Here is a 20,047-nt window from a genome sequence, read left to right as displayed (position 1 = left end):
TTAGAGACGCTATGACAACCACTTTGGATAAGCTCTCCGAGGACGAACTGCGGCGCATCGCCGAGGACGGCGCGGCCGCGCTAGGTCCCGACGCCTCGTCCGCCGATCTGCTGCGGTGGACCGAGGACACCTTCGGCCCGGGTTACATCGTCGCGTCGAACATGCAGGACGCGGTGCTGGTACATCTGGCCGCGCAGACCCGCGCCGGGGTGGACGTGCTGTTCCTGGACACCGGCTATCACTTCGCCGAGACCATCGGCACCCGCGACGCGGTGGAGACGGTGTACGGCGTGAACATCGTCAACGCGCAGCCCGAACACTCTGTGGCCGAACAGGATCGGCTGCTGGGCAAGGATCTGTTCGCCCGCGAGCCCAACGAGTGCTGCCGCCTGCGCAAGGTCGTGCCGCTGAAGCAGTCCCTGAGTGGTTACAACGCCTGGGTGACCGGCATCCGCCGGGTCGAGGCGCCCACCCGCGCCAACGCCCCCCTGATCTCCTTCGACGAGGGCTTCGGCCTGGTGAAGATCAACCCGATCGCCGCCTGGTCCGACGAGGAGATGGCCGAGTACATCGACCGGCACGGCATCCTCGTCAATCCCCTTGTGGAAGAGGGATATCCGTCCATCGGTTGCGCTCCGTGCACGCGGAAGCCGGAACCGGGAGCCGATCCGCGAAGCGGCCGCTGGGCCGGCCTCGCCAAGACCGAATGCGGGTTACACCAGTCATGACTCCTACCGCGACCGATACCCAACCGACCGACGCCGCCGACATCGACCGCGCGCTGCGCACCCCGGCCGCGCAATTCGACACTCTGGCCGCGCTGGAGTCCGAGGCCATTCACATCTTCCGCGAGGTGGCGGGTGAGTTCGAGCGGCCGGTGATCCTGTTCTCCGGTGGTAAGGACTCCACGGTGCTGCTGCACTTGGCGCTCAAGGCATTCTGGCCCGCGCCGCTGCCGTTCGCGCTGCTGCACGTGGACACCGGGCACAATCTGCCCGAGGTCCTGGCCTTCCGCGATCACGTGGTCCAGAAGTACGGGCTGCGGCTGCATGTGGCCGGCGTCGAGGAGTACCTCGCCGACGGGCGGCTGACCGAGCGTCCCGACGGCATCCGCAACCCGTTGCAGACGGTGCCGCTGCTGGACGCGATCACCGACAACCGGTTCGACGCGGTGTTCGGCGGCGGGCGTCGCGACGAGGAGCGTTCGCGCGCCAAGGAGCGGATCTTCTCGCTGCGGGACGCGTTCGGGCGCTGGGATCCCAAGCGGCAGCGGCCCGAGCTGTGGAACCTCTACAACGGTCGGCACGCGCCGGGTGAGCACGTCCGGGTGTTCCCGCTGAGCAACTGGACCGAGCTGGACATCTGGCGGTACATCGCTCGCGAGGACGTCGAGCTGGCGACCATCTACTACGCCCATCAGCGCCCGGTCTACCAGCGCGACGGCATGTGGATGACCCCGGGCAGCTGGGGCGGGCCGCGCGAGGGCGAGGAGCTGGTCACCAAGTCGGTGCGCTACCGCACCGTCGGCGACGGATCCACCACCGGCGCGATCATTTCCGACGCCGCCGACAACGCCGCGATCCTCGCCGAGGTCGCTGCTTCCCGGCTCACCGAACGCGGGGCCACCCGCGGTGACGACCGGGTGTCCGAGGCCGCGATGGAGGACCGTAAACGAGAGGGTTATTTCTGATGTCCGACCTATTGAGACTGGCCACCGCCGGCAGTGTCGACGACGGTAAGTCCACCTTGGTCGGACGACTGCTGTACGACACGAAATCCGTTCTGGCGGATCAGATCGACGCCGTCACCCGGGCCTCGGTCGACCGGGGCCTGTCCACCCCGGACCTGTCCCTGCTGGTCGACGGCCTGCGCGCCGAACGCGAACAGGGCATCACGATCGATGTCGCGTACCGCTACTTCGCCACGCCCCAGCGGTCTTTCGTCCTCGCCGACACCCCCGGGCACGTGCAGTACACCCGCAACACGGTTTCCGGCGCGTCCACCGCGCAGCTGGTGATCCTGCTGGTCGACGCGCGCAAGGGCGTCATCGAGCAGACCCGCCGCCACGCCGCGGTGATGGCGCTGCTGGGTGTGCCCAAACTCGTTCTGGCCGTGAACAAGATCGACCTGGTCGACGACGCCGCGGGCGTCTTCGAGAAGATCGTCGACGAATTCACCCAGCTGACAACGAAATTGGGCTGGGCGCGGGAGGACATCACCGAGATCCCGGTCTCGGCACTGCACGGTGACAACATCGCGTCTCGCTCGACGAACACCCCCTACTACGACGGCCCCTCGCTGATCGAGCATCTCGAGTCGGTTCCGGTCGACGCCGATGTGCACGGACGGCACCAGGTGGGGCTGCGTTTCCCGGTGCAGTACGTCATCCGGCCGCGCACTTCGGAGTACCCGGACTACCGCGGCTATGCCGGGCAGATCGCCGCCGGTGTGGTGCGCCCCGGGGACGAGGTCGTGGTGCTCCCGTCGGGCACCCGCACCACGGTCGAGCGGATCGACACCGCGGACGGTGAGCTCGAGTCGGCGCAGCCCGGACGCAGCGTCACCTTGATCCTCGCCGATGACGTGGACGTCTCGCGCGGGGATGTGATCGCCGCGGCGGCCGACGCCCCGGAGCCCATCGACACCTTCGACGCCACCGTGTGCTGGCTCGGCGACAAGCCGCTGCGGGCGGGCGCGCGACTGCTGCTCAAGCACGGCACCCGCACCACCCAGGCGGTCGTGGGCGCACTGCTCGAGCGTTTCGACGAACAGCATCTGGCAGCGGACACCGAGGCGGAGTCGTTGGCGCTCAACGACATCGGCCGCATCTCGGTGCGCGTCGCGGACCCGATCACCGCCGACGACTACCGGGTCAACCGGCACACCGGCAGCTTCCTGCTCATCGACCCCGCCGGCGGCAACACCCTGGCCGCGGGCCTGGTCGGCGACGTGCTGACCGCGGTCGAGGTCGGCACCGAGAGCTGATGTCGTACGACGGCGGCGAACCGCTCGACAGCGTCGGCCTCCGGGCCGGAGCCGGGCGGGTTCGCGGCGGTCTCGTGGCGCGGGGCCGGTTGGGTTCGCTCGGTGGTCCGGCGCTGATCGCGGTCGCGCACGGTAGCCGGGATCCACGGTCCGCGGCAACGATGACCGCGGTGATCGCCGACGTGGCACAGCGGAATCCGGGGTTGGACGTCCGGTTGGCGTTCCTGGACCTGAATACGCCGTCGGTCGAACAGGTCATCGATGCCGTTGCCGCACAAGGACATCGGGAGGTCGTCGTGGTGCCGCTGCTGTTGGGCAGCGCATTTCACGCACGCGTCGATCTGCCCGGCATGCTCGCGTCGGCGCGTGCACGTCATCCGCGACTGCGGCTGATCCAGGCCGACGTGCTCGGTCCGGACGCGCTGCTGATCACCGCCCTGCGCGAACGCGTGCTGGCAGCCGGGTTCGATCGCGACGACGACACGGTGGGCGTGGCCCTCGCGGCGGTCGGCTCCTCCTCCCCCGAGGCCAACCGCCGCACCCGCACCCTGGGCCGCCTGCTCGCCGCGGGCACCGCCTGGCGTACCGAGGCATGCTTCGCCACCACCGAACCCTCTCTCCCCCAAGCGATCTCGGCGCTGGATGCGCTGGGGTGCAGCCGGGTCGTCGTCGCACCCTGGTTCCTGGCTCCCGGTCTGCTGACCGATCGGCTCGCCGCCGCCGCGCCGCACGTCACCCATGCCGATCCGCTCGGGAGTCACGGGCTCGTCGCGAAAGTCGTTGTCCAGCGGTACGCGACAGCGGCACACGACCTGCGGGTGCGGTCCGACTCCGCTATCGCCGTCGCGTGATCAGTTGCCGAACCAGCGCTCCAGGACCACGGCGACGCCGTCCTCGTGGACCGAGCCGGTGACCTCGTCCGCGGCGTCGCGAGCAGCATCCACGGCATTGCCCATGGCGACGGAATGCCCTGCCCAGGAAAGCATTTCGCAGTCGTTGTAACCGTCACCGATGGCCAGGGTGGCGGTCAGGGGGACGTCGAGTTCGCGGCGCAGGCGTTCGAGTGCCCAACCCTTGGATACGCCCTGGCGGGAGGCAACGAGCCAGGGCTCGTCCTCACCGGACACCCAGCCCGCTCCGGGGAGCTCGTGCTCGCCCATCACCTCGACCATGTCGGCGAGCGAACCGCTGGGCCACCAGCCGTTCAGGCGTGTGGTCGGTTCCAGGCTCAGGTCACGGTCCTCGACGAAACGGAATTCGCCGAGCCGGAAGCTGCCGGGGTAGTAGCCGGTGGTCCAGGTGCCGATGCCGACCTTCTCCACCGACAGGACCATGTCCGGGAACAGTTTCCGCAGGACGCCGACGGACGGCTCCGGATCGAAGGTGTGCACATCTCGCGGCTTCCAGGTCGAAATATCCGCCTGCACAGCGCCGTTCGAGCAGATCGTCCGTCCCTCGCCCAGTCCCAGCTCCTGCACCACGAGCCGGGTCGCCAGGAGCGTTCGACCGGTCGCCACGACCACGTGCGCACCCGAGTCGACCGCCGCGTGCACCGCCTCGCGCACCCGCGGGGTGACCGACTCACCGGTCCGCAGCAGGGTTCCGTCCACATCCAGAGCTATCAATCGAGGTCTGTCGGCAGTGTCGTCCACCACCTCATTCTTGCCGATCGCACGAATGCACTTTCATCGCCGTGGATGATCACTGCCGATCCTCGAATTCGGGCAGTGGCAGATAGGGGGTGATCGCATGTGCGAGATTGGCAACGGTCAACGACTGCAACCACACTCGGCCCGGACCGGTGAGCGCGGCCAGGAACAGACCGTCGCCGCCGAACAGGATGTTCCGGATGCCGCGCAGGATCGTGATGTCGAATCCGACCGTGGCGTCGAACATTCCGACATGTCCGGGATGTACCCGCAGGCGCTCGCCCGGCGCCAGGTCGTATCGGATCACCTCACCGGACAACTCGGCCCACATTCGACCCGACCCACTCACCCGCTGCAACGTGAACCCCGCACCGCCGAAGATCCCCGCCCCGAGCCGCCGCTGAAAACTCAGCGAAATCCGGACATCACCTGTAGCACAGAGGAACCCGTGCCGATGCAGCAAGTAGTCCCGTCCCGGCTCCACCGGCACCGGCACGATCTGCCCCGGCAGTTTCGTCGCGAACGCCACCGTCCCCGGATGCCGCGCCGCCGTGTACTCGGTCATGAACAACCCGGCCCCCGCCAGCGCCCGTTTCACCGCCCGGAACACCCCACCCGACCCCGCCCGCGTCGAGGTGTGCAACCGAATCGACTCGGTCATCCACGACAACTGCCCCGACTCGGCAACCAGACTCTCCCCTGGCTCGAGCGAGACCTCGAGCACCGGCATCACACTTCCGATGATCCTGGGTTCCATCACTCCAGTGTGCGCCCGCCCCGCCCCCACCACCCCGAGATCCGATCCGCTTGCCGCACAGATGATCAACGAGTGTCGGCGATCGTTCGGTCACTGAATCGCACGGCCCGGCTGAGCAAGCTCGGCACTCGGCGACCGGCGGCACCGACGAGCTTCGACCATACGGTCGAGAGGGCCGGGTCGCTGGTCAGCGGGGGTCGAGGATGAGCACCGGAATCGGGCGGGAGCCGATGGCGCGTTGGTAGAGGTCGAAGGCCGGGAACAACGCCACGAAGCCGGGCCACAGGCGGGCGTGCTCGGCGTCGGTGGCTACGCGGGCGCGGACCTGGCGGCTCTCGGGGCCGAGTTGGATGGTCGTGTCGGGGTGGGCTCGCAGGTTGTGATACCAGGACGGGAGTTCGGGCTGTCCGGCCTTGGAGGCGGCGATGGCGGTGATGGCGCCGGTCTGCTGGACGATCACCGGCGAGGCCACGCTTCGCGCCGATGTGGTCGAGCAGCAGGATGCGGGCGTTCGGATAGCCGGTGATCCGGCCGCCGATGCGACCACGCGACCAGCGATACACCGCGACATGCCAACGCGTGGAACGTCTCCCGAGATACACCCCACGTCGATCGGCGAACTGCGACACCGCCGGCACCGGTCGAGCGAAGATCGACATACCACCATTGGAACGCGCCTCGCCGATCGAAGACCAGAGCAACGGCGCTGTGTCATCGTGTCGAATGGCTGCGGGGTCACATCGCGGGCCTCCGCCGTGCAGCCACAACACACTGTTCAATTCGGGTTGTCCAGTTCGGGGTCCTGCGTATCGAAGGCTCGCGCGACGGCGAGGGTGTCCTCGTAGACGTGGTAGCGGACGATGAGGCCGTTCTCGATCGTGAGGTGCAGCGCGAAACGGGAGCGGTACGCGCGGGCGGTGGGGCGGGCGGTCTGACAGATCTCGCCCAGTACCACCGCATCCGGGCCGTCGACCAGGATGCGCTCGATCACGGTGCCGACCTGTTCGGGCACGTGGTGGCAGGCGAGCTCGCGGAAATGCTCGGCCGCGTCGGCGCGGGTGGCACGGTGCCGGATCCACGGGGTCGCGGGGCGGTGAGTGTTCGTTGTCTGGCCAGTTCAGTTTCCACTCGACGGCCGGGGCGTACAGCGCGGCGATGGCGTCCGGATCGCCGACACCCATTCGACGCAGCAATTCTTCGACGACAGTGCGTGTGTTGTTCGTCCCGGGATCGTTCATACCCGACACCGTGCCCGCAGTAGTTCGTCCCGTCGATTACCTCCGGCGTAATGCCGTTGGGCCGCCGCCGGATACCCCGCCGCACCCCGCACTACTCCGCATTCGATGTCTCGGCAGGACATCGGACGGGGCAGGCGAACGGGGTGCGGCCGAGTCGGATTCGGACCGCCGCCCCTCATTTCGCGGCGGTCCGGATGGCATCAGTGGTGTCCGCCGCCGCCCGAGGAACCACCGTGCGAGCCGCCGCTCGACGCGCCGCCGTGGAAGCCGCCGCCGAAGGAGTTGCCACCTGCCGTGCTGTGCGAGGTGGCACCGCCCAACGAGTTGGAGGTGCCGTTCGACAACGCACCGCCCAGGGAGTTGTGCGACGTGGCGCCCCCCAGCGAGCTGGATGGTCCGTGCGAGGTAGAACCGCCCGAAGAGTTCGGGGTTCCATTCGACAACGCACCACCCAGGGGGTTGTGCGATGTGGCACCACCCGGCGAACTGGACGTGCCGTTCGAGGTCGCACCGCCCAAGGAATGCGGGATCCCGTTCGACGTGGCGCCGCCCAGCGAAGTGTGCGGTGTGGCGCCGCCCGGCGAGCTGGACGTGTCGTTCGACGACGCACCACCCGAGGAATTGGCGGTCGCGGTCCCGGGTGAGCTCGACATGTTGTGGGGCGCAACACTTCCGGGGGAGCTCGACAGACCGTTACCGGAGCCCGGCGAGGCCGCGGCAGCGCCTTCGTCGGAAGCGGCGGGCGCGCTCGGGGCCTGGTTGCCGTCGGCGGGACCGGTCGATGTCGTGTTGCCGCCCGACGACAGGGCCCCTCCCGGATGGGAGGTTGTGGAGTCCCCGGCAGCGGTTCCAGTGCCCGGATTCGTCCCGGGGCCGGAGGAGACCGTGCCGGGAGTCGTCCCCGGAGCCGAATTCTGCGCTCCCGCTGCCGAATTCACGTCCGGCAGATCGGCCCCGGCCTGCGGTCCCGTCATGGGCGGCAGAGTGCCGGTACCAGGCCGTGTCGCACCGGGATTCGTCAGCGAAGTCTTCGAGATCGAAGGCGGTGTGACTCGGGCCCCCGGATCCCAGGTGCCAGGCAGTTTGTCGTGGTCCGAAGAATGCCGGGGAACGCTGTCGCCCGAACTGTTGCTCGGACGAGGCAGGCTGATCCTGGGGACGATGGAACCGGACGTACTCGCGAACGGCAGCGGGTTGACGAACTGCGCGGGGTTGGCGTACGTCGAGGGCTGGAGACGATCCAGCGGGCTACAGTGCGTACCGGGGCCGTACTCACTCAACGCGTGTTGCGCCCGATCACTCGCCGAAGCCGAAAAGGTCTGCGCCACAATGCTGTACGCCTGCGTCCCGGAATAGGTTCGCAACGGCAACGCGGCATCGGACAGCACCGGGGAACTCATCGATCCCACCCCGGGGCCGGCGCCGTCGATCACCTGCACATCGCGCGCCGGATCGGGCGCGGGCCCCGCGAGGGCGGGCGCGAATTCCAGTGCCGGACCGTCGGCTCCGATCGGACCGCCGCCGAGCATGGTGGCCGCGGACATGGCCAGCGCCGAAGCTACCGCGGCACTGGACAATACCGCCGCGCCGCGCGCGTAGCGGCCGAGATCGGCGCCGGTGTCGGCCATCCGGAACGAAGCGAGCGCGGCGCCCGCCGCGACGGTGTGCGCCGGATCCGGCGAGATCACCACCGGGCGTCCGAGTTCCGCGATCACCTGCGCCACCTCGATCGGCCGCGCCGCGCCGCCGACCAGCAGAATCCGGTCGATATCGCCGATCGTGAGCCCGGCCGCGCGGACGCAACGCCGCGCCAGCCGAAGGGAATTGCGGATGTTCCAGGTGCGTAATCGGGCGGTGTCGTCGGCCGGGACGACCTTCGAGACCGGCGAGGACGCATCGGGCGCGAGCGCCCTGGCGTAGCGGGCGAGCGTAGTACCCAGCGGCCGCCCGCCGTATTCGTAGGAACGCACCGGTTTGCCCAGCACACCACGCTTTTCCCGGTCGGCCTCGGTGCGCACGACCGCGATGTCGAGACAGTTGCCGCCGAGGTCGTAGACGAGTGTGAGACCGGCCTCGGAGACGCCGTACTCGGCATCGAGCCACTCGACGGCCGCGACCGGCTCGGGCATCAACAGCGTCGCGGTGGCGCCGGCCCAGTCCAGGGCGTGCCGCAGTGCGGCCACCTGCGAGTCGGAATAGCAAGCGGGATAGGCGATCACCGGCTCGCCGTCGAATTCGGTGGCGCCGATCAGGCAGGTGGCCACGGCGGCAACGAGATCGGCCGAAGTCCAGATCCGCCCGCCCACGACGACCGGCTCGATCTCGCGCGTGAGGTCGGCGAAATCCGTTACCACGGGCGCGAATCGAGGCAGGCCGCCGATTCGCGCACCACCGGCGCTGTCGAAGGTGACGGCGGTGCGGCGAACCCGCACGGCGGGGAGGTCAGCATCTCCGGAAGTGGCTGCCCACACGGAGTTCACTGTGCCGATGCTCATGCCGAAGCCAACAGTCATTGCCATCCTGTCAAACGCACCGAGACCACGGCCCGGGGGACGAACCTCGTGGTCGCGGTCGTTTACCAAACAGCGCCCACAGGTTAGCTGGTCGATATCGTTCGCGGATGCCCAATGGGCGGAAAAGGTTTCATACCCACCGGTCCACATCGCATATCCCCTGATAGACCGGCGTCCAGATCAGAAAAATGGATGGCGGAATATGCGACACGCCCAATCAACCACAAAAACCAGCTACCTTTCAGTAACTGACTCCACAAACCAACCGGTGCGCTGTGAATGTGCCACAACGACTTTCCGGCATCCTCATTCGATGAGGCAATATGGAGTGGCTGAATAGTTGCCCCCGAAAGAACGGCGAACGTTTCAGACAGAACGACCACTTCGGACAGACCAGCCGGTATTCGATATCCGGCCTCGGACAGCGACATTCGCAGCCGACATCAGCACCCGTCGACGACGTGCCGCGCAGGGATTCGACCGCAGAACCGCTCCGCCATCCGACCCCGCGCGAGCGGCAGCCACCGACCCGGGCCACACTGCCGGACACCACAGTCGGCGGACCGCGTCTCGGCCTGGGCAGAAGCCGATTCACCCGGGAGGCGAGAATCAACTTCTGCCACACCGAACGAAACGACTTCGGCCGCAGAACAGAACGGCCGAGGATTCAGGCGCGCGCCAGCAGACGGCGCTTCCACCCGGGCCGCGCCGCTGCCGTTGCCGCCGCACCGCTGCGGATGGCCGAGGGACGACGAGCGGAGACGAGCGCATCGAAATCGACCGCGCCGCAGGCGGGTTCGGTGAGCCGACCGGTGTTGAAGTCCTCCACGAGCCCGCGCACGGTCTCCTGAGCACAGGACTTGTTGGTACCGATGAACCCGGTCGGACCGCGCTTGATCCAGCCGGTCACGTAAACGCCCGGCACGACCTCGCCGCCGGGAGCCGACTGCGCCCGTCCGGCGTCGTTCGGGATGACCCCGGCCGCATCGTCGAAAGGCAGGCCGGGCAGCGGCACACCGCGATAACCGACCGAGGTGAGAACCAGTCCGGTGTCGAGGGTTTCGGTGGAGCCGGTGGGCACCGCACGCACCGCGCCGTCCGCGTCGGTGGCGAGTTCGTTGTGCGCCAACTCGATTCCGGTGACCCGGTCGGTGCCGACCAGGGCCGTCGGCGAGGACAGGTAGCGGAATACGATCCGCTTGCGCCCGCTCACCGGACGATCGGCCAGACCGCGCAGCAGCCGCAACTTGTGCTCGATCTTCTGCGGCATACCCGGAACAGGTTCGGGCACATCGCCTTCCACGACAATGTCCACGTCGGCGGCAAGCAGTCCCACGAATTCCGGCACAGTGAAGGCGGATTCGGCCGGACCGCGCCGTGCGATGATCACGACCTCTTCGATCTTGCTGTGCCGCAACGCTTCCAATGCCCGAGGTGACATATCGGTATGGGACAGCGACTCGGGGTCCGCGGTGAGAATCCGCGCGACGTCGAGTGCGACATTGCCGTTACCGACGATGACCGCCCGGCGCTGGGTCAGATCGTATTCGCGCTCGGCCTGATCGGGATGGCCGTTGTACCAGGCCACGAAGTCGGTCGCCGACGCGCTGCCCGGCAGGCCCTCACCGGGAATGCCGAGTTTGCGATCGGTCGAGGCGCCGACCGCGTAGATCACCGCGTGGTTGTGCTCGAGCAGTTCCTCATGCGAAACATCCTGTCCCACAGTGAGGTTCAGATAGGCGCCGAATCCTGGCTGCTCCGACATCACGTCGTACAACCGGCTCACCCGACGAGTCTTGGTGTGGTCCGGCGCGACGCCGAACCGGGCCAGGCCGTACGGCACCGGCAGCCGGTCGATCACCGTCACCGAGACATCGGGCTGGGTCAGCAGTTCGTCGGCGGCGTACATCGCCGAGGGGCCCGAACCAACGATCGCCACCCGCAGCGGCCCGCCCTCGACCCGCGCGGCGGGCACCGGCTGTGCCAGCACCGCGCGCGGGCGCACCTGCCGATAGAAGTCGGCATTGATCTCGATGAAGGGCTGCTGCTCGGGAGTGAGCCGCTTGGTCGAGGTGATGGCGTCGACGGGGCAGGCCGTAGCGCACGCCCCGCAGTCCACGCAGGACGCCGGATCCACGTACAACATCTCCGCACTCAGGAAATCCGGCTCGTCCGGAGTGGGGTGGATGCAGTTGACCGGGCATGCGTAGACGCAGGACGCGTCGCTACAGCAGGATTGGGTGACGACGTACGGCACTGTGCGCTCGCCCTCAGCTCGCCTTGGCCACGCGCAGCGGCTCCGACCGGTAGCGGCTGCTCGGGCCGTCGATGCGCAGCATCTTCCACATCTGCTTGGCGACCGGATTCATCAAGCCGATCTCCTTGGCCAGCGCACGCACGTCGACGAAGTAGTCGGCGAAGACCTTCCGGGCCTCCTTCGAGCCGTAGAACAGCTCCTTGCGGACCTCTTCGGGAATGTCGAACTCGTCGAAGAAGGACTTCGGCGGCGTGGCGATCGACCGGCCCAGGATCCACATGATTAGCGGCATGGCCAGCGACAGCACGAACTTGTTGAACGACTTCTGCTCGGGCACATGATGCTTGAGGAATTCGTGCGCGAAGGAGATGTGCCGCGCCTCCTCGGCGACGTGGATCGACATGACCCCGCGCATGATCGGGTGCACCTCCTCGCCCGAACGCAGGATCGCCTTCTGGATGTGATCGATCGGCTCCTCGCCGGCGAGCACGGCCATGAAGAACAGGTTCGGGGTCAGCGTGGCCACCGGAACGCCCAGGTACCGCAGCTTGCGCACGAGCGGGCCCATGCCCGGTACGTCCGCGCCGATGCGGTTCACCATCTCCTGGAACATCTGGGTGTGGTTGAGTTCCTCGGTCATCTCGTGCGTGCAGTACCGGAACTCCGGGTCGCCGTTGGGCAGCGCGAAGGTGTGGTTCACCATGCCGCTGATCAGGATCGACTCGAACTGCAGACCGACCTTGGCGACGTTGGCCTGGCGGTACTTGCCGATCTCGATCTGCCGCGCCTTGGACTGCGACAGATACCACGGGTGCCGCCCGAGCGGGTCCGCCGAAACGGGCAGAATCCACCGCTCGGGAGCGGCATCGGGATCGAAATCAGGGTTTTCCCAGTCGATGTCCTCGAAAGGATCGAAGTGGCGGTTGACCGAACCTTCCGACAGCAGGGTCAGCTTGGCCGCGTACTCGCGTGCCTCACGAACGATCGGATCCTCGGGCTCGACGTGGTCGGCACCAGGCGTCGTGGCAACGGACGTCATCGTCACAGCCTCTCCACTCGTTGGGTAACTGTTTCCAATAGTTACACCAACCAGAGGTCACGTCAACCGCTGCAGGTCATCGATCCAGCGGCACCAGCCCCGCCTGGGCCGATCCGGCCGCCACCGCGGCCTCGGGCACCACGACTCCGGCCATCGCGCCGCCGCCGGCGATCAGCACCGCCGCCGCGACGCGCACCAGCCGCCGCTGCGACCACGCCGAGCGGATCCGGCGACGTTCTACCGCCCCGTGCGCCGCCTCGGCCGCGCGCTGCGCCAGGATCGCCGCACCCTCGGCGATCGTGCGCCCAGGATCCGCCGCCACGATCACCGGACGCGCGAGCTCCTCACCGAGCACCTGCGCGACCTCGCGCGGACGAGCAGCACCGCCGATCACCAGGACCCGATCCACATCGGCCATGGTGACATCGGCCGTGCGGAGGCATTTGTAGACCAGATCAACCGAACGCAGCACATGAATCGAACGCAGCGCCGAGATCGCGACATCGGAATCGGTGAGCGAACGCGGCGAGGCCAGGCGGCTCGCCCGCTTGGTCATCAGCGCCCCGAAGCCTCGGCCGCCGTACTCGCTCGAACGCACCGACGTGCCGACCACGCGATTGTCCGGCGCACCCGCGCCCACGCGGACCAGAGTCACGGTCAGCCCCGAACCACCCAGGTCGTAGACGAGCATCAGGCCCGGCGTGACCGGGCCCTGGGTGGCCTCGAACCAGGCCGCCGCCGCGACCGGCTCACAGATCAGCTCGGCCCGCGCGAGGCCCACCGTCTCGAGGGCCGCGCGTAGGTCGCCGACCTGCTCGTCCGAATAACCGACCGGATGCGTCATCGCCAGCGCGACATTCTCCTGCGGCTCCGCGCCCAGCGTCTCGGCGATCACGCCTTGCGCGACGGTCGCCACCAGATCCGCCGCGGTCAGCGTGCGGTTGCCGACCCGCGCGGTCGGCGTGGAACGCTGACTCAGATCGGCGAATTCGGCCAGCGCGCGGCCGTGTTTGGGAATCCGGCCGACGCGCGCGACGCCGACGCTGTCGAACGTCAGGGTCGTGCGCCATGTCGTGGGCACGCCCTTCTTCTTGTTCCGATGCGCGGCTCGGCCGGTTTCCCCTGCCGCGGCGCACACCGTATTGACCGTTCCGATGCTGATTCCGAGCCCAACCGTCATCTACACCCATCCTCGATCGACGAACAGCGTTTATGCAATCGTGATCCGAACGAGTCCCAGGCAATCATCCGCAACCCGGTGCTGACAACCACCGGACACGTGGTTGTCCGCTCGTGACATCTCCTGCACACACCGCTCAGAAGTGGGCACACAGCGCGGATCGACCGTCCGCACGTCTATCGGCGAACCGGGCGAATCGCCGTGGCGACTCGCCCGCGGCCGCACTCAGACTCCCGCCGGCAACTCCGGGATCCGGGTCGCGCGGGCGTACACGGTCTCACCGTCGCGCAGGTGCAGCGCCTCGGCGTCACCGCGGGTGACCTGTGCGGTGAACAGATCGCCGGTGGCGGCGTTGCGCAACTCCAGCCGCACCTCGAAGCCGAGCACCACCACCCGCTCCACCGTGGCGCGGGTGACGCCCGCCGATTCCGCGGTGCCCTCGTGCGAGGCCAGCGTCATCTCCGGATCGCGGCCGATCCGGATGTCGTGCGGACGCACCAGATGTCCGTTCAACTTTGCTACCGCGCCCAGGAAGGACATGACGAATTCGTTCGCCGGACGGTCGTAGACGTCCTCGGGAGTGCCGATCTGCTCGATGCGCCCCGAGTTCATCACCGCGATCCGGTCCGCGACGTCCAGGGCCTCCTCCTGATCGTGCGTCACCAGCACCGTGGTCACGTGGACCTCCTCGTGCAGCCGGCGCAGCCAGGTCCGCAGATCGGTGCGCACCTTGGCATCCAGCGCGCCGAACGGTTCGTCCAGCAGCAGCACCTGCGGATCGACCGCCAGCGCGCGCGCCAGGGCCATGCGCTGACGCTGACCGCCGGACAACTGCGACGGATAGCGGTGCTGGAAACCGTCCAGGCCGACGATGCCGAGCAGTTCGTCCACCCGCTTGGCGATCTCGTTGCGCGGCCGCTTGCGGATCTTCAGACCGAAGGCGACGTTGTCGCGCACCGTCATATGTTTGAACGCCGCGTAATGCTGGAAGACGAAGCCGATATCGCGCTTCTGCGGCGAGACCCGGGTGACATCGCGGCCGGAGATGGTGACCACACCCGAATCCAGCGATTCCAATCCGGCGATCGAGCGCAGCAGCGTCGATTTGCCCGAGCCCGAGGGGCCCAGCAGGGCGGTCAGCTCGCCCGCGGGAATATCGATGCTGACATCGTCGAGTGCGGCGAAGGTGCCGTAATTCTTCTTCGCATTCGCAACGGTGATCATGTGCTCGCCTCCGGCGGGGTTTGTCGAGGTCGTCATTTCGCGGTGCCCCGCTTGCGTTCGAGAAGGGTCATCAGAAGGAGGGTGACCAACCCCATGGCCATCAGCAGCGTCGCCGCGCAGTAGGAACCGAAGATGTTGCGGTCGTCCATGTATCGCGCGTTCACCAGCAGCGTCAGCGTCTGGCCGCCACCGGGCAGGCCCGTGGAGACCATGATCACCGCGCCGAATTCGCCGAGCGAGCGGGCCACGGTCAGCACGATGCCGTAGGTCAGGCCCCAGCGGATCGCGGGCAGGGTGATCCGCCAGAACGTCTGCCAGCGCGAGGCGCCCAGCGTGGTCGCGGCCTGCTCCTGATCGTCACCGATCTCGTGCAGTACCGGCTCCACCTCGCGCACCACGTACGGCAGTGTCACGAACAGGGTGGCGATCACCATTCCGGGCAGTCCGAAGATCACCCGGAAGCCGAGATGTTCGATGCCGCCGAACCATCCGGTCACCCCCCACAGCATGATCAGCGAAACACCAACCACCACAGGCGAAACCGCGAAGGGGAGATCCACCACGCCCTGAAGCAGGCTGCGGCCCGGGAAGTTTCCGCGCACCAGCGCGATCGCCGTGACGATGCCGAACAGGACGTTGAGCGGGACCACGATCAGCAGGATGATCATCGTGATGTTGAACGCGGAGATCGCCGCGGGCGTGGAGATCCAGTCGTAGAACTGGCCCAGCCCCTGGGCGAAACTGCGCCACAGGATGATCACCAACGGCGCCACCAGCAGCGCGAACAGATAGATCAGCGCGACCACGCGCAGCGAAATGCGGCTCAGCGGTGAGAGTTTCATCGGCTCGCCAGCTCCTTGCGCGCGGTGCGGTCGGCGAACAGCCGCAGCACCAGCAACGTCACGAATGAGATAACCAGCAGCGCAACGGAAACCGCGGCCGCACTGACCGGCCTGTCCACCTCGATCTGCTGCTGGATGTACTGCGAGGCCACCTGCGTGTGGCCGGGGATGTTCCCGCCGATCAGCACCACCGAACCGAATTCGCCGATGGCGCGGGCGAAGGCCAGGCCGCCACCGGAGACGATCGCCGGAACCAGCGACGGCAGCACGATGGTGCGGAAGGTGGTCCAGTTGCTCGCGCCCAGTGAGGCCGCGGCCTGTTCCACCGAATGATCCGATTCCAGTAGCACCGGCTGCACGGCCCGCACCACGAACGGCAGCGTGACGAACGCCAGGGCGATGATGACGCCGGGCTGGGTGGCGTTGAGGTGGATGCCGATCGGGCTGTCCGGTCCGTACAGCGCCAGCATCACGATGCTGGCGACGATGGTGGGCAGGGCGAACGGCAGGTCGATCAGCGAGTTCACGATCGACTTGCCCGGGAACTCGTCACGCACCAGCACCCAGGCCACCAGCGTGCCCATCACCACATTGAGCAGGGCCACCAGCACCGACAGCAGGACGGTCACCTTCAGCGCGTCCAGCGCCGCGGGTGCGGTGGCCGCGGACCAGAATCCGGACCAGCCGTTGTCGAATGCGTGAAATGCCAACGCCGCCAACGGAAGCAGGACGATCACGCTCAGCCACAGCACCGCCGTGGCAATGCCGAGCGGGCCGACCGATCCGGTCACCCGCAGCCATGATCTACGACTCGGTGTACGCACCGAAGCCGCGGTTTCGATCTCGGTCACTATTTCGTCGCCTTGTCGTAGATGGTCGCCACACTGCCGGTGTTCGGCGTGAACAGTTGCTTGTCCACCGTCTTCCAGCCCCCGAGATCCGTGATGGTCCACAACTTCTTCTCGGGCTTCGGGAAGTCCTTCCCGTACTCCGCGGCGACCTGGGGATCGACCGGCCGGAATCCGGCATTGGCGATCGCGCGCTGGCCCGCCGGGGTGTAGAGGAAGTCCTTGAACGCCACGGCCTTGTCCAGGTTGCGTGCGTTCTTGACGACGGCCACCGGATTCTCGATCTTGAACGTGATCGGCGGGATCATGTACTCGATCGGATCACCCTCGCGCTGGGCGAGGATCGCCTCGTTCTCGTAGCTGATCAGCACGTCACCGGTGCCCTGCAGGAAGGTCTCGGTCGCCTCGCGACCGGATTTGGGCTGCACCTTGATGTGATCCTTGGTGATCAGCTTGCCCAGGTAGTCCAACCCGGCCTGCGGGTTCTTCCCGCCCTCGCTCTCGGCGGCGTACGGGGCGAGCAGATTCCATTTCGCGGACCCGGAACTGAACGGGTTCGGGGTCACCACCTGCACGCCCGGCTTCAGCAGATCGTTCCAGTCGTGGATGCCTTTCGGATTGCCCTTGCGGACCACGATCGCCACCACCGAGCCGAACGGAATTCCCTTGTCCGCGTCGGCATTCCACTTCGAATCGACCAGACCCGCGGTGACCAGCCGGGTGATGTCCGGTTCGACGGAGAAGTTCACCACATCGGCCACCGCGCCCGCGGCGACCTTGCGGGACTGATCTCCCGAGGCGCCATAGGACTGCTGTACCTGCACGCCCGCGCCCGCGGCGGTCTTGTTGAACGCGGCCACAGCCTTGTCGAAGGCCGGTTTGGCGGTCGAATAGGCGAACAGCGTGAGCGCGCCGTTGCCTCCGCTACCGCCCTTGCTGCCGGGCACATCGCTGGTACCGCCACTACAGGCGCTGAGCAGCGCCACCAAGAGCACGACCACGGCGGCAGCCGGGAATCGCCGGGGGCCGGGCCCCTTGCTGGGAGACATTTCGGATGTGGACCTTCCTGCCTGCCCGCCTGGACTGCGGGTGAGGGATCGAGATGCCGCTTTCGTTGCCCTGCAAGAGATTCCGGCAACGCCGCGACGAGGCCCGAAGGGGCCTGGCGAATACGAACACATCTGGAAATTCGATCGCGGCCAGTCTAGGCGCGCAGTAGTGTCCGCCCTATCAGCGACAGTAGATATCCGCGACCACGAGGCAACCGACCGCGATCAACGCCAATTCATGGCGGACCTTCGGCATTGCACTCGATGACACGGGCAGACTGTAGCAGAACGGGACGAATCACCGCGACCCAACGAACCCCAGGGGGCATCTGTGACCGCAACGCCGAGCGAGTCCACCGACGGCGGCCGGACGACGGGCGAATCCGCCGCTCCGGACCGCGTCCGCCGCACTTTTCCCGGTATCAGCACACGTGCGTGGGAGCATCCGGCGGACCGCACCGCACTGGTGGCGATGCGCACCTTCGCCGGATTCGACACCGTGCTGCGCACCCTGTCCGGCCTGCTGCGGGAGCGCCAGCATCGGCTGATGTATCTGGCGACCGCGGTCCGGGTGGACGAGCGGCAGTTCAAGACACTGCACGACCTGCGGACCGATGCGGTGCGCATCCTGGACGCACCCGTCGCCCCGGAGATGTTCGTGCTGCAGGACCCGGTCGCGAACGCCTTCACCATCGGCATGGACGAGCCTTTCATCGTGCTGACCACCGGACTGGTCGAACTACTCGACGTGGAGGAGTTGCGGTTCGTCGTCGGGCACGAACTCGGGCACGCGATGTCCGGGCACGCGGTCTACCGGACCATGCTGATGCACCTGCTGAACCTGGCGTCCTCGTTCGGCTGGATGCCGATCGGCGGCTGGGCGCTGCGCGCGATCATCGCCGCGCTGATGGAGTGGAGCCGCAAATCCGAACTCTCGGGCGACCGGGCCGGACTGCTGTGCGGACAGGATGTGGAAGCCTCGGTGCGGGTGCACATGAAGTTGGCGGGCGGCGCGATGGTGAGTGAGATGAGTCATGCCGCATTCCTGCAGCAGGCCGACGACTACGACCGCACCGGCGATCTGCGCGACGGCGTGCTCAAACTGTTGAACATGGAACTGCAGACGCACCCGTTCTCGGTGCTGCGGGCGGCAGAACTGCGCCGCTGGATCACCGGCGGTGAGTACGACCGGATCCTGGACGGCCGTTATCCGCTGCGCGAGCAGGACAAGAACACCCGGATCAGCGACGAGATCCGCGAGGCCGCCCGCACCTACCGGGAAAGTTTCGACGCCTCGGAAGACCCCCTGGTCCGCACGGTGCGCAACCTCGGCCGCGATGTCGGGAGCGCGGTGAGCACCGTGGGACAGGAGGTAGGCGAGACCGTCTCGAAGATCGGCAAGAAGCTCGGGCTGTAATTGTGGCCTCCGCTCCGCTCCGGCGGGTTTGCGGCGCCCTTGGGCTCACCGCCCGGCCCCGTGTCGGGCACTCGTTCCTCGCACCCGCCACGCGTCCGGGCGGCAAGCCGCGCCGCAAACCAGGGGTTTGCGTTGTCTCAGGTTGGTGGAACGAGGTGTCCGGGGGTGTCCGGGTTGTGGCCGGAGATGTGGCTCGACCGCGCCGCATATTCAGCCGGTCGACCGAGCCGCGAAACCTCTAGTCCTCATCGACCTCGGGCGGGCTCTCCAGCAGATCCAGGATCCATTCCTCGGAGGCCGACTCCTCGCCGTCCTCGTCGGCCTCTTCGATCCGCAGGCGATTGTGCAGCCGAACCCCCAGGCCGAGCAGCTGGGCGGCACGCACCATCTCGATCGCCTCGTCGGGAGTGGCGTAATGGGTGGCGATCAGTCGGGGGCTCTCCTCGAGCTCCTCGGTGTCGAGCAGCTGGGTGAGCTCAGCGAAATCCTCATCGGTTGACATGGGCGAGAGCGTACCCCGGGCTACCGACAGCGGCAGGGCGTTCATGCCAGGGCAGAGGCGTACTCCCGTCCCACCGGTACGCGGGCTAGGCTGAGCCTGTGCATCGCATTGCTGGATGGTGGGACGGGTTCGAACTGTGGGTCGCCGGCCTGCCGTTCCTACCGCAGTTCGCGGTGGTGCTGATCGGGATGGTCCCGATCAGTTTCCTCATCGCCTACCTGCTCGACGGTCTCCTGCGCGAGGGCCTGCGCATGCTCGGCCGCGACCGTGTGACCGAACCGGAGCCGACCCCGCCGATCGATGCCGAGAACCACGCGGTCCCCACCGAGCCGGACTCCGAGTCAGCGGAATACGGGCCGCACCCGCTGGAATACGGACCGCAGCCATTGGAGTACGGACCACCGTTGCCCCGGCCCTCGGACGTGCGGCAGAAGGAAACGGTGTGATGCCCCGCTCGCGAGTCCAACTGGCCCTCATCGCACTGATCGTGCTCGTGATCGTCGCCTGGCTGCTCACCCGCTAGACAGCGCGCATTGCTGGACGGCAG

20 protein-coding genes are annotated in these 20,047 nt (G+C 67.4%); 6 read left to right on the top strand and 14 right to left on the bottom strand.

The features are described from left to right. Window positions 1-11: 11 nt before the first annotated feature. From K7711_RS18105 to K7711_RS18090, 4 genes are read left to right on the top strand one after another with little or no spacing between them, the layout of a single operon-like run. Complete coding sequence (locus tag K7711_RS18105; RefSeq protein ID WP_222970581.1) at window positions 12-728, top strand: phosphoadenylyl-sulfate reductase; 717 nt, start codon at window positions 12-14, stop codon at window positions 726-728. Next, on the top strand, window positions 725-1,690 hold the full coding sequence (gene cysD / locus K7711_RS18100) for a sulfate adenylyltransferase subunit CysD (protein ID WP_372460154.1): 966 nt from the start codon (window positions 725-727) through the stop codon (window positions 1,688-1,690). Before K7711_RS18105 ends, cysD begins: the two co-directional genes overlap by 4 nt. Continuing rightward, window positions 1,690-2,985 carry a sulfate adenylyltransferase subunit 1 gene (locus tag K7711_RS18095; RefSeq protein WP_222970580.1) on the top strand — a complete coding sequence of 432 codons (1,296 nt, stop codon included), beginning with the start codon at window positions 1,690-1,692 and terminating at the stop codon, window positions 2,983-2,985. Before cysD ends, K7711_RS18095 begins: the two co-directional genes overlap by 1 nt. Further along, window positions 2,985-3,836 (top strand): sirohydrochlorin chelatase, encoded by an 852-nt coding sequence (locus tag K7711_RS18090; RefSeq protein WP_222970579.1) that lies wholly within the window; start codon window positions 2,985-2,987, stop codon window positions 3,834-3,836. Before K7711_RS18095 ends, K7711_RS18090 begins: the two co-directional genes overlap by 1 nt. Here K7711_RS18090 and K7711_RS18085 read toward each other — a convergent pair whose 3' ends face one another. From K7711_RS18085 to K7711_RS49320, 13 genes are all read right to left on the bottom strand, one after another. Beyond that, window positions 3,837-4,637 carry an HAD family hydrolase gene (locus tag K7711_RS18085; RefSeq protein ID WP_308014809.1) on the bottom strand — a complete coding sequence of 267 codons (801 nt, stop codon included), beginning with the start codon at window positions 4,635-4,637 and terminating at the stop codon, window positions 3,837-3,839. It lies immediately after the preceding gene. Between the two features lie 49 nt (window positions 4,638-4,686). Beyond that, window positions 4,687-5,391: a TIGR00266 family protein gene (locus tag K7711_RS18080; protein ID WP_222970578.1), complete on the bottom strand. Its 705-nt coding sequence runs from the start codon at window positions 5,389-5,391 to the stop codon at window positions 4,687-4,689. 187 nt (window positions 5,392-5,578) lie between these two features. Beyond that, the gene (locus K7711_RS18075; RefSeq protein ID WP_222970577.1) at window positions 5,579-5,863 is read right to left on the bottom strand and encodes a nitroreductase/quinone reductase family protein; all 285 of its coding nucleotides are present in this window, start codon (window positions 5,861-5,863) and stop codon (window positions 5,579-5,581) included. A 303-nt stretch (window positions 5,864-6,166) separates the two neighbouring features. Next, a complete protein-coding gene (locus K7711_RS47645) occupies window positions 6,167-6,466 on the bottom strand; it encodes a nuclear transport factor 2 family protein (RefSeq protein WP_372460165.1) in 300 nt (99 codons plus the stop codon). A gap of 363 nt (window positions 6,467-6,829) precedes the next feature. Then, window positions 6,830-9,142 (bottom strand): FGGY-family carbohydrate kinase, encoded by a 2,313-nt coding sequence (locus K7711_RS18065; RefSeq protein ID WP_222970576.1) that lies wholly within the window; start codon window positions 9,140-9,142, stop codon window positions 6,830-6,832. A gap of 667 nt (window positions 9,143-9,809) precedes the next feature. Further along, window positions 9,810-11,399 (bottom strand): FAD-dependent oxidoreductase, encoded by a 1,590-nt coding sequence (locus K7711_RS18060; RefSeq protein ID WP_222970575.1) that lies wholly within the window; start codon window positions 11,397-11,399, stop codon window positions 9,810-9,812. A gap of 13 nt (window positions 11,400-11,412) precedes the next feature. Then, window positions 11,413-12,438 carry an AurF N-oxygenase family protein gene (locus K7711_RS18055; RefSeq protein ID WP_222970574.1) on the bottom strand — a complete coding sequence of 342 codons (1,026 nt, stop codon included), beginning with the start codon at window positions 12,436-12,438 and terminating at the stop codon, window positions 11,413-11,415. A 76-nt stretch (window positions 12,439-12,514) separates the two neighbouring features. Further along, entirely contained in the window at window positions 12,515-13,618 is a 1,104-nt protein-coding gene (locus K7711_RS18050) for an Hsp70 family protein (RefSeq protein ID WP_222970573.1), read from the bottom strand. 225 nt (window positions 13,619-13,843) lie between these two features. Next, a complete protein-coding gene (locus tag K7711_RS18045) occupies window positions 13,844-14,842 on the bottom strand; it encodes a sulfate/molybdate ABC transporter ATP-binding protein (protein WP_222970572.1) in 999 nt (332 codons plus the stop codon). Between the two features lie 32 nt (window positions 14,843-14,874). After that, window positions 14,875-15,684 carry a sulfate ABC transporter permease subunit CysW gene (cysW, locus tag K7711_RS18040; RefSeq protein ID WP_040820438.1) on the bottom strand — a complete coding sequence of 270 codons (810 nt, stop codon included), beginning with the start codon at window positions 15,682-15,684 and terminating at the stop codon, window positions 14,875-14,877. Next, window positions 15,681-16,535 (bottom strand): sulfate ABC transporter permease subunit CysT, encoded by an 855-nt coding sequence (cysT, locus tag K7711_RS18035; RefSeq protein ID WP_245567719.1) that lies wholly within the window; start codon window positions 16,533-16,535, stop codon window positions 15,681-15,683. Before cysT ends, cysW begins: the two co-directional genes overlap by 4 nt. Beyond that, window positions 16,535-17,581 (bottom strand): sulfate ABC transporter substrate-binding protein, encoded by a 1,047-nt coding sequence (locus K7711_RS18030; RefSeq protein ID WP_222970571.1) that lies wholly within the window; start codon window positions 17,579-17,581, stop codon window positions 16,535-16,537. Before K7711_RS18030 ends, cysT begins: the two co-directional genes overlap by 1 nt. 181 nt (window positions 17,582-17,762) lie before the next feature. Then, window positions 17,763-17,837, bottom strand: coding sequence for an Ms4533A family Cys-rich leader peptide (locus tag K7711_RS49320; RefSeq protein ID WP_372460164.1), 75 nt, complete (start codon window positions 17,835-17,837; stop codon window positions 17,763-17,765). Window positions 17,838-17,912: 75 nt separating this feature from the next. Here K7711_RS49320 and K7711_RS18025 point away from each other — a divergent pair, with 75 nt between their 5' ends. After that, window positions 17,913-18,998 (top strand): M48 family metallopeptidase, encoded by a 1,086-nt coding sequence (locus K7711_RS18025; protein WP_308014808.1) that lies wholly within the window; start codon window positions 17,913-17,915, stop codon window positions 18,996-18,998. A gap of 238 nt (window positions 18,999-19,236) precedes the next feature. On the opposite strand, the gene K7711_RS18020 is transcribed toward K7711_RS18025, so the two are convergent. Continuing rightward, window positions 19,237-19,500, bottom strand: a complete 264-nt coding sequence (locus tag K7711_RS18020; RefSeq protein WP_222970570.1) for a hypothetical protein — start codon at window positions 19,498-19,500, stop codon at window positions 19,237-19,239. Between the two features lie 98 nt (window positions 19,501-19,598). On the opposite strand from K7711_RS18020, the gene K7711_RS18015 reads away from it, so the two are divergent. Continuing rightward, a complete protein-coding gene (locus K7711_RS18015; RefSeq protein ID WP_222970919.1) occupies window positions 19,599-19,946 on the top strand; it encodes a hypothetical protein in 348 nt (115 codons plus the stop codon). Window positions 19,947-20,047 lie beyond the last annotated feature (101 nt).

The organism is Nocardia coffeae (genome assembly GCF_019890715.1).
In the GTDB taxonomy this organism is placed as follows: Bacteria; Actinomycetota; Actinomycetes; order Mycobacteriales; family Mycobacteriaceae; genus Nocardia; species Nocardia jiangxiensis.
Note: the sequence above shows the minus strand (reverse complement) of the source record. Positions and strands in the feature narration are given on the sequence as shown.

Excerpts from the sequence above, each read along its gene's own strand:
- K7711_RS18045 (WP_222970572.1), bottom strand. The coding sequence starts at position 14,842 with ATGATCACCGTTGCGAATGCGAAGAAGAATTACGGCACCTTCGCCGCA.
- cysW (WP_040820438.1), bottom strand. The coding sequence starts at position 15,684 with ATGAAACTCTCACCGCTGAGCCGCATTTCGCTGCGCGTGGTCGCGCTG.
- K7711_RS18065 (WP_222970576.1), bottom strand. The coding sequence starts at position 9,142 with ATGACTGTTGGCTTCGGCATGAGCATCGGCACAGTGAACTCCGTGTGG.
- K7711_RS18105 (WP_222970581.1), top strand. The coding sequence starts at position 12 with ATGACAACCACTTTGGATAAGCTCTCCGAGGACGAACTGCGGCGCATC.
- cysD (WP_372460154.1), top strand. The coding sequence starts at position 725 with ATGACTCCTACCGCGACCGATACCCAACCGACCGACGCCGCCGACATC.
- K7711_RS18020 (WP_222970570.1), bottom strand. The coding sequence starts at position 19,500 with ATGTCAACCGATGAGGATTTCGCTGAGCTCACCCAGCTGCTCGACACC.
- K7711_RS18080 (WP_222970578.1), bottom strand. The coding sequence starts at position 5,391 with ATGGAACCCAGGATCATCGGAAGTGTGATGCCGGTGCTCGAGGTCTCG.
- K7711_RS18090 (WP_222970579.1), top strand. The coding sequence starts at position 2,985 with ATGTCGTACGACGGCGGCGAACCGCTCGACAGCGTCGGCCTCCGGGCC.
- K7711_RS18030 (WP_222970571.1), bottom strand. The coding sequence starts at position 17,581 with ATGTCTCCCAGCAAGGGGCCCGGCCCCCGGCGATTCCCGGCTGCCGCC.
- K7711_RS18095 (WP_222970580.1), top strand. The coding sequence starts at position 1,690 with ATGTCCGACCTATTGAGACTGGCCACCGCCGGCAGTGTCGACGACGGT.
- K7711_RS18055 (WP_222970574.1), bottom strand. The coding sequence starts at position 12,438 with ATGACGTCCGTTGCCACGACGCCTGGTGCCGACCACGTCGAGCCCGAG.
- K7711_RS18050 (WP_222970573.1), bottom strand. The coding sequence starts at position 13,618 with ATGACGGTTGGGCTCGGAATCAGCATCGGAACGGTCAATACGGTGTGC.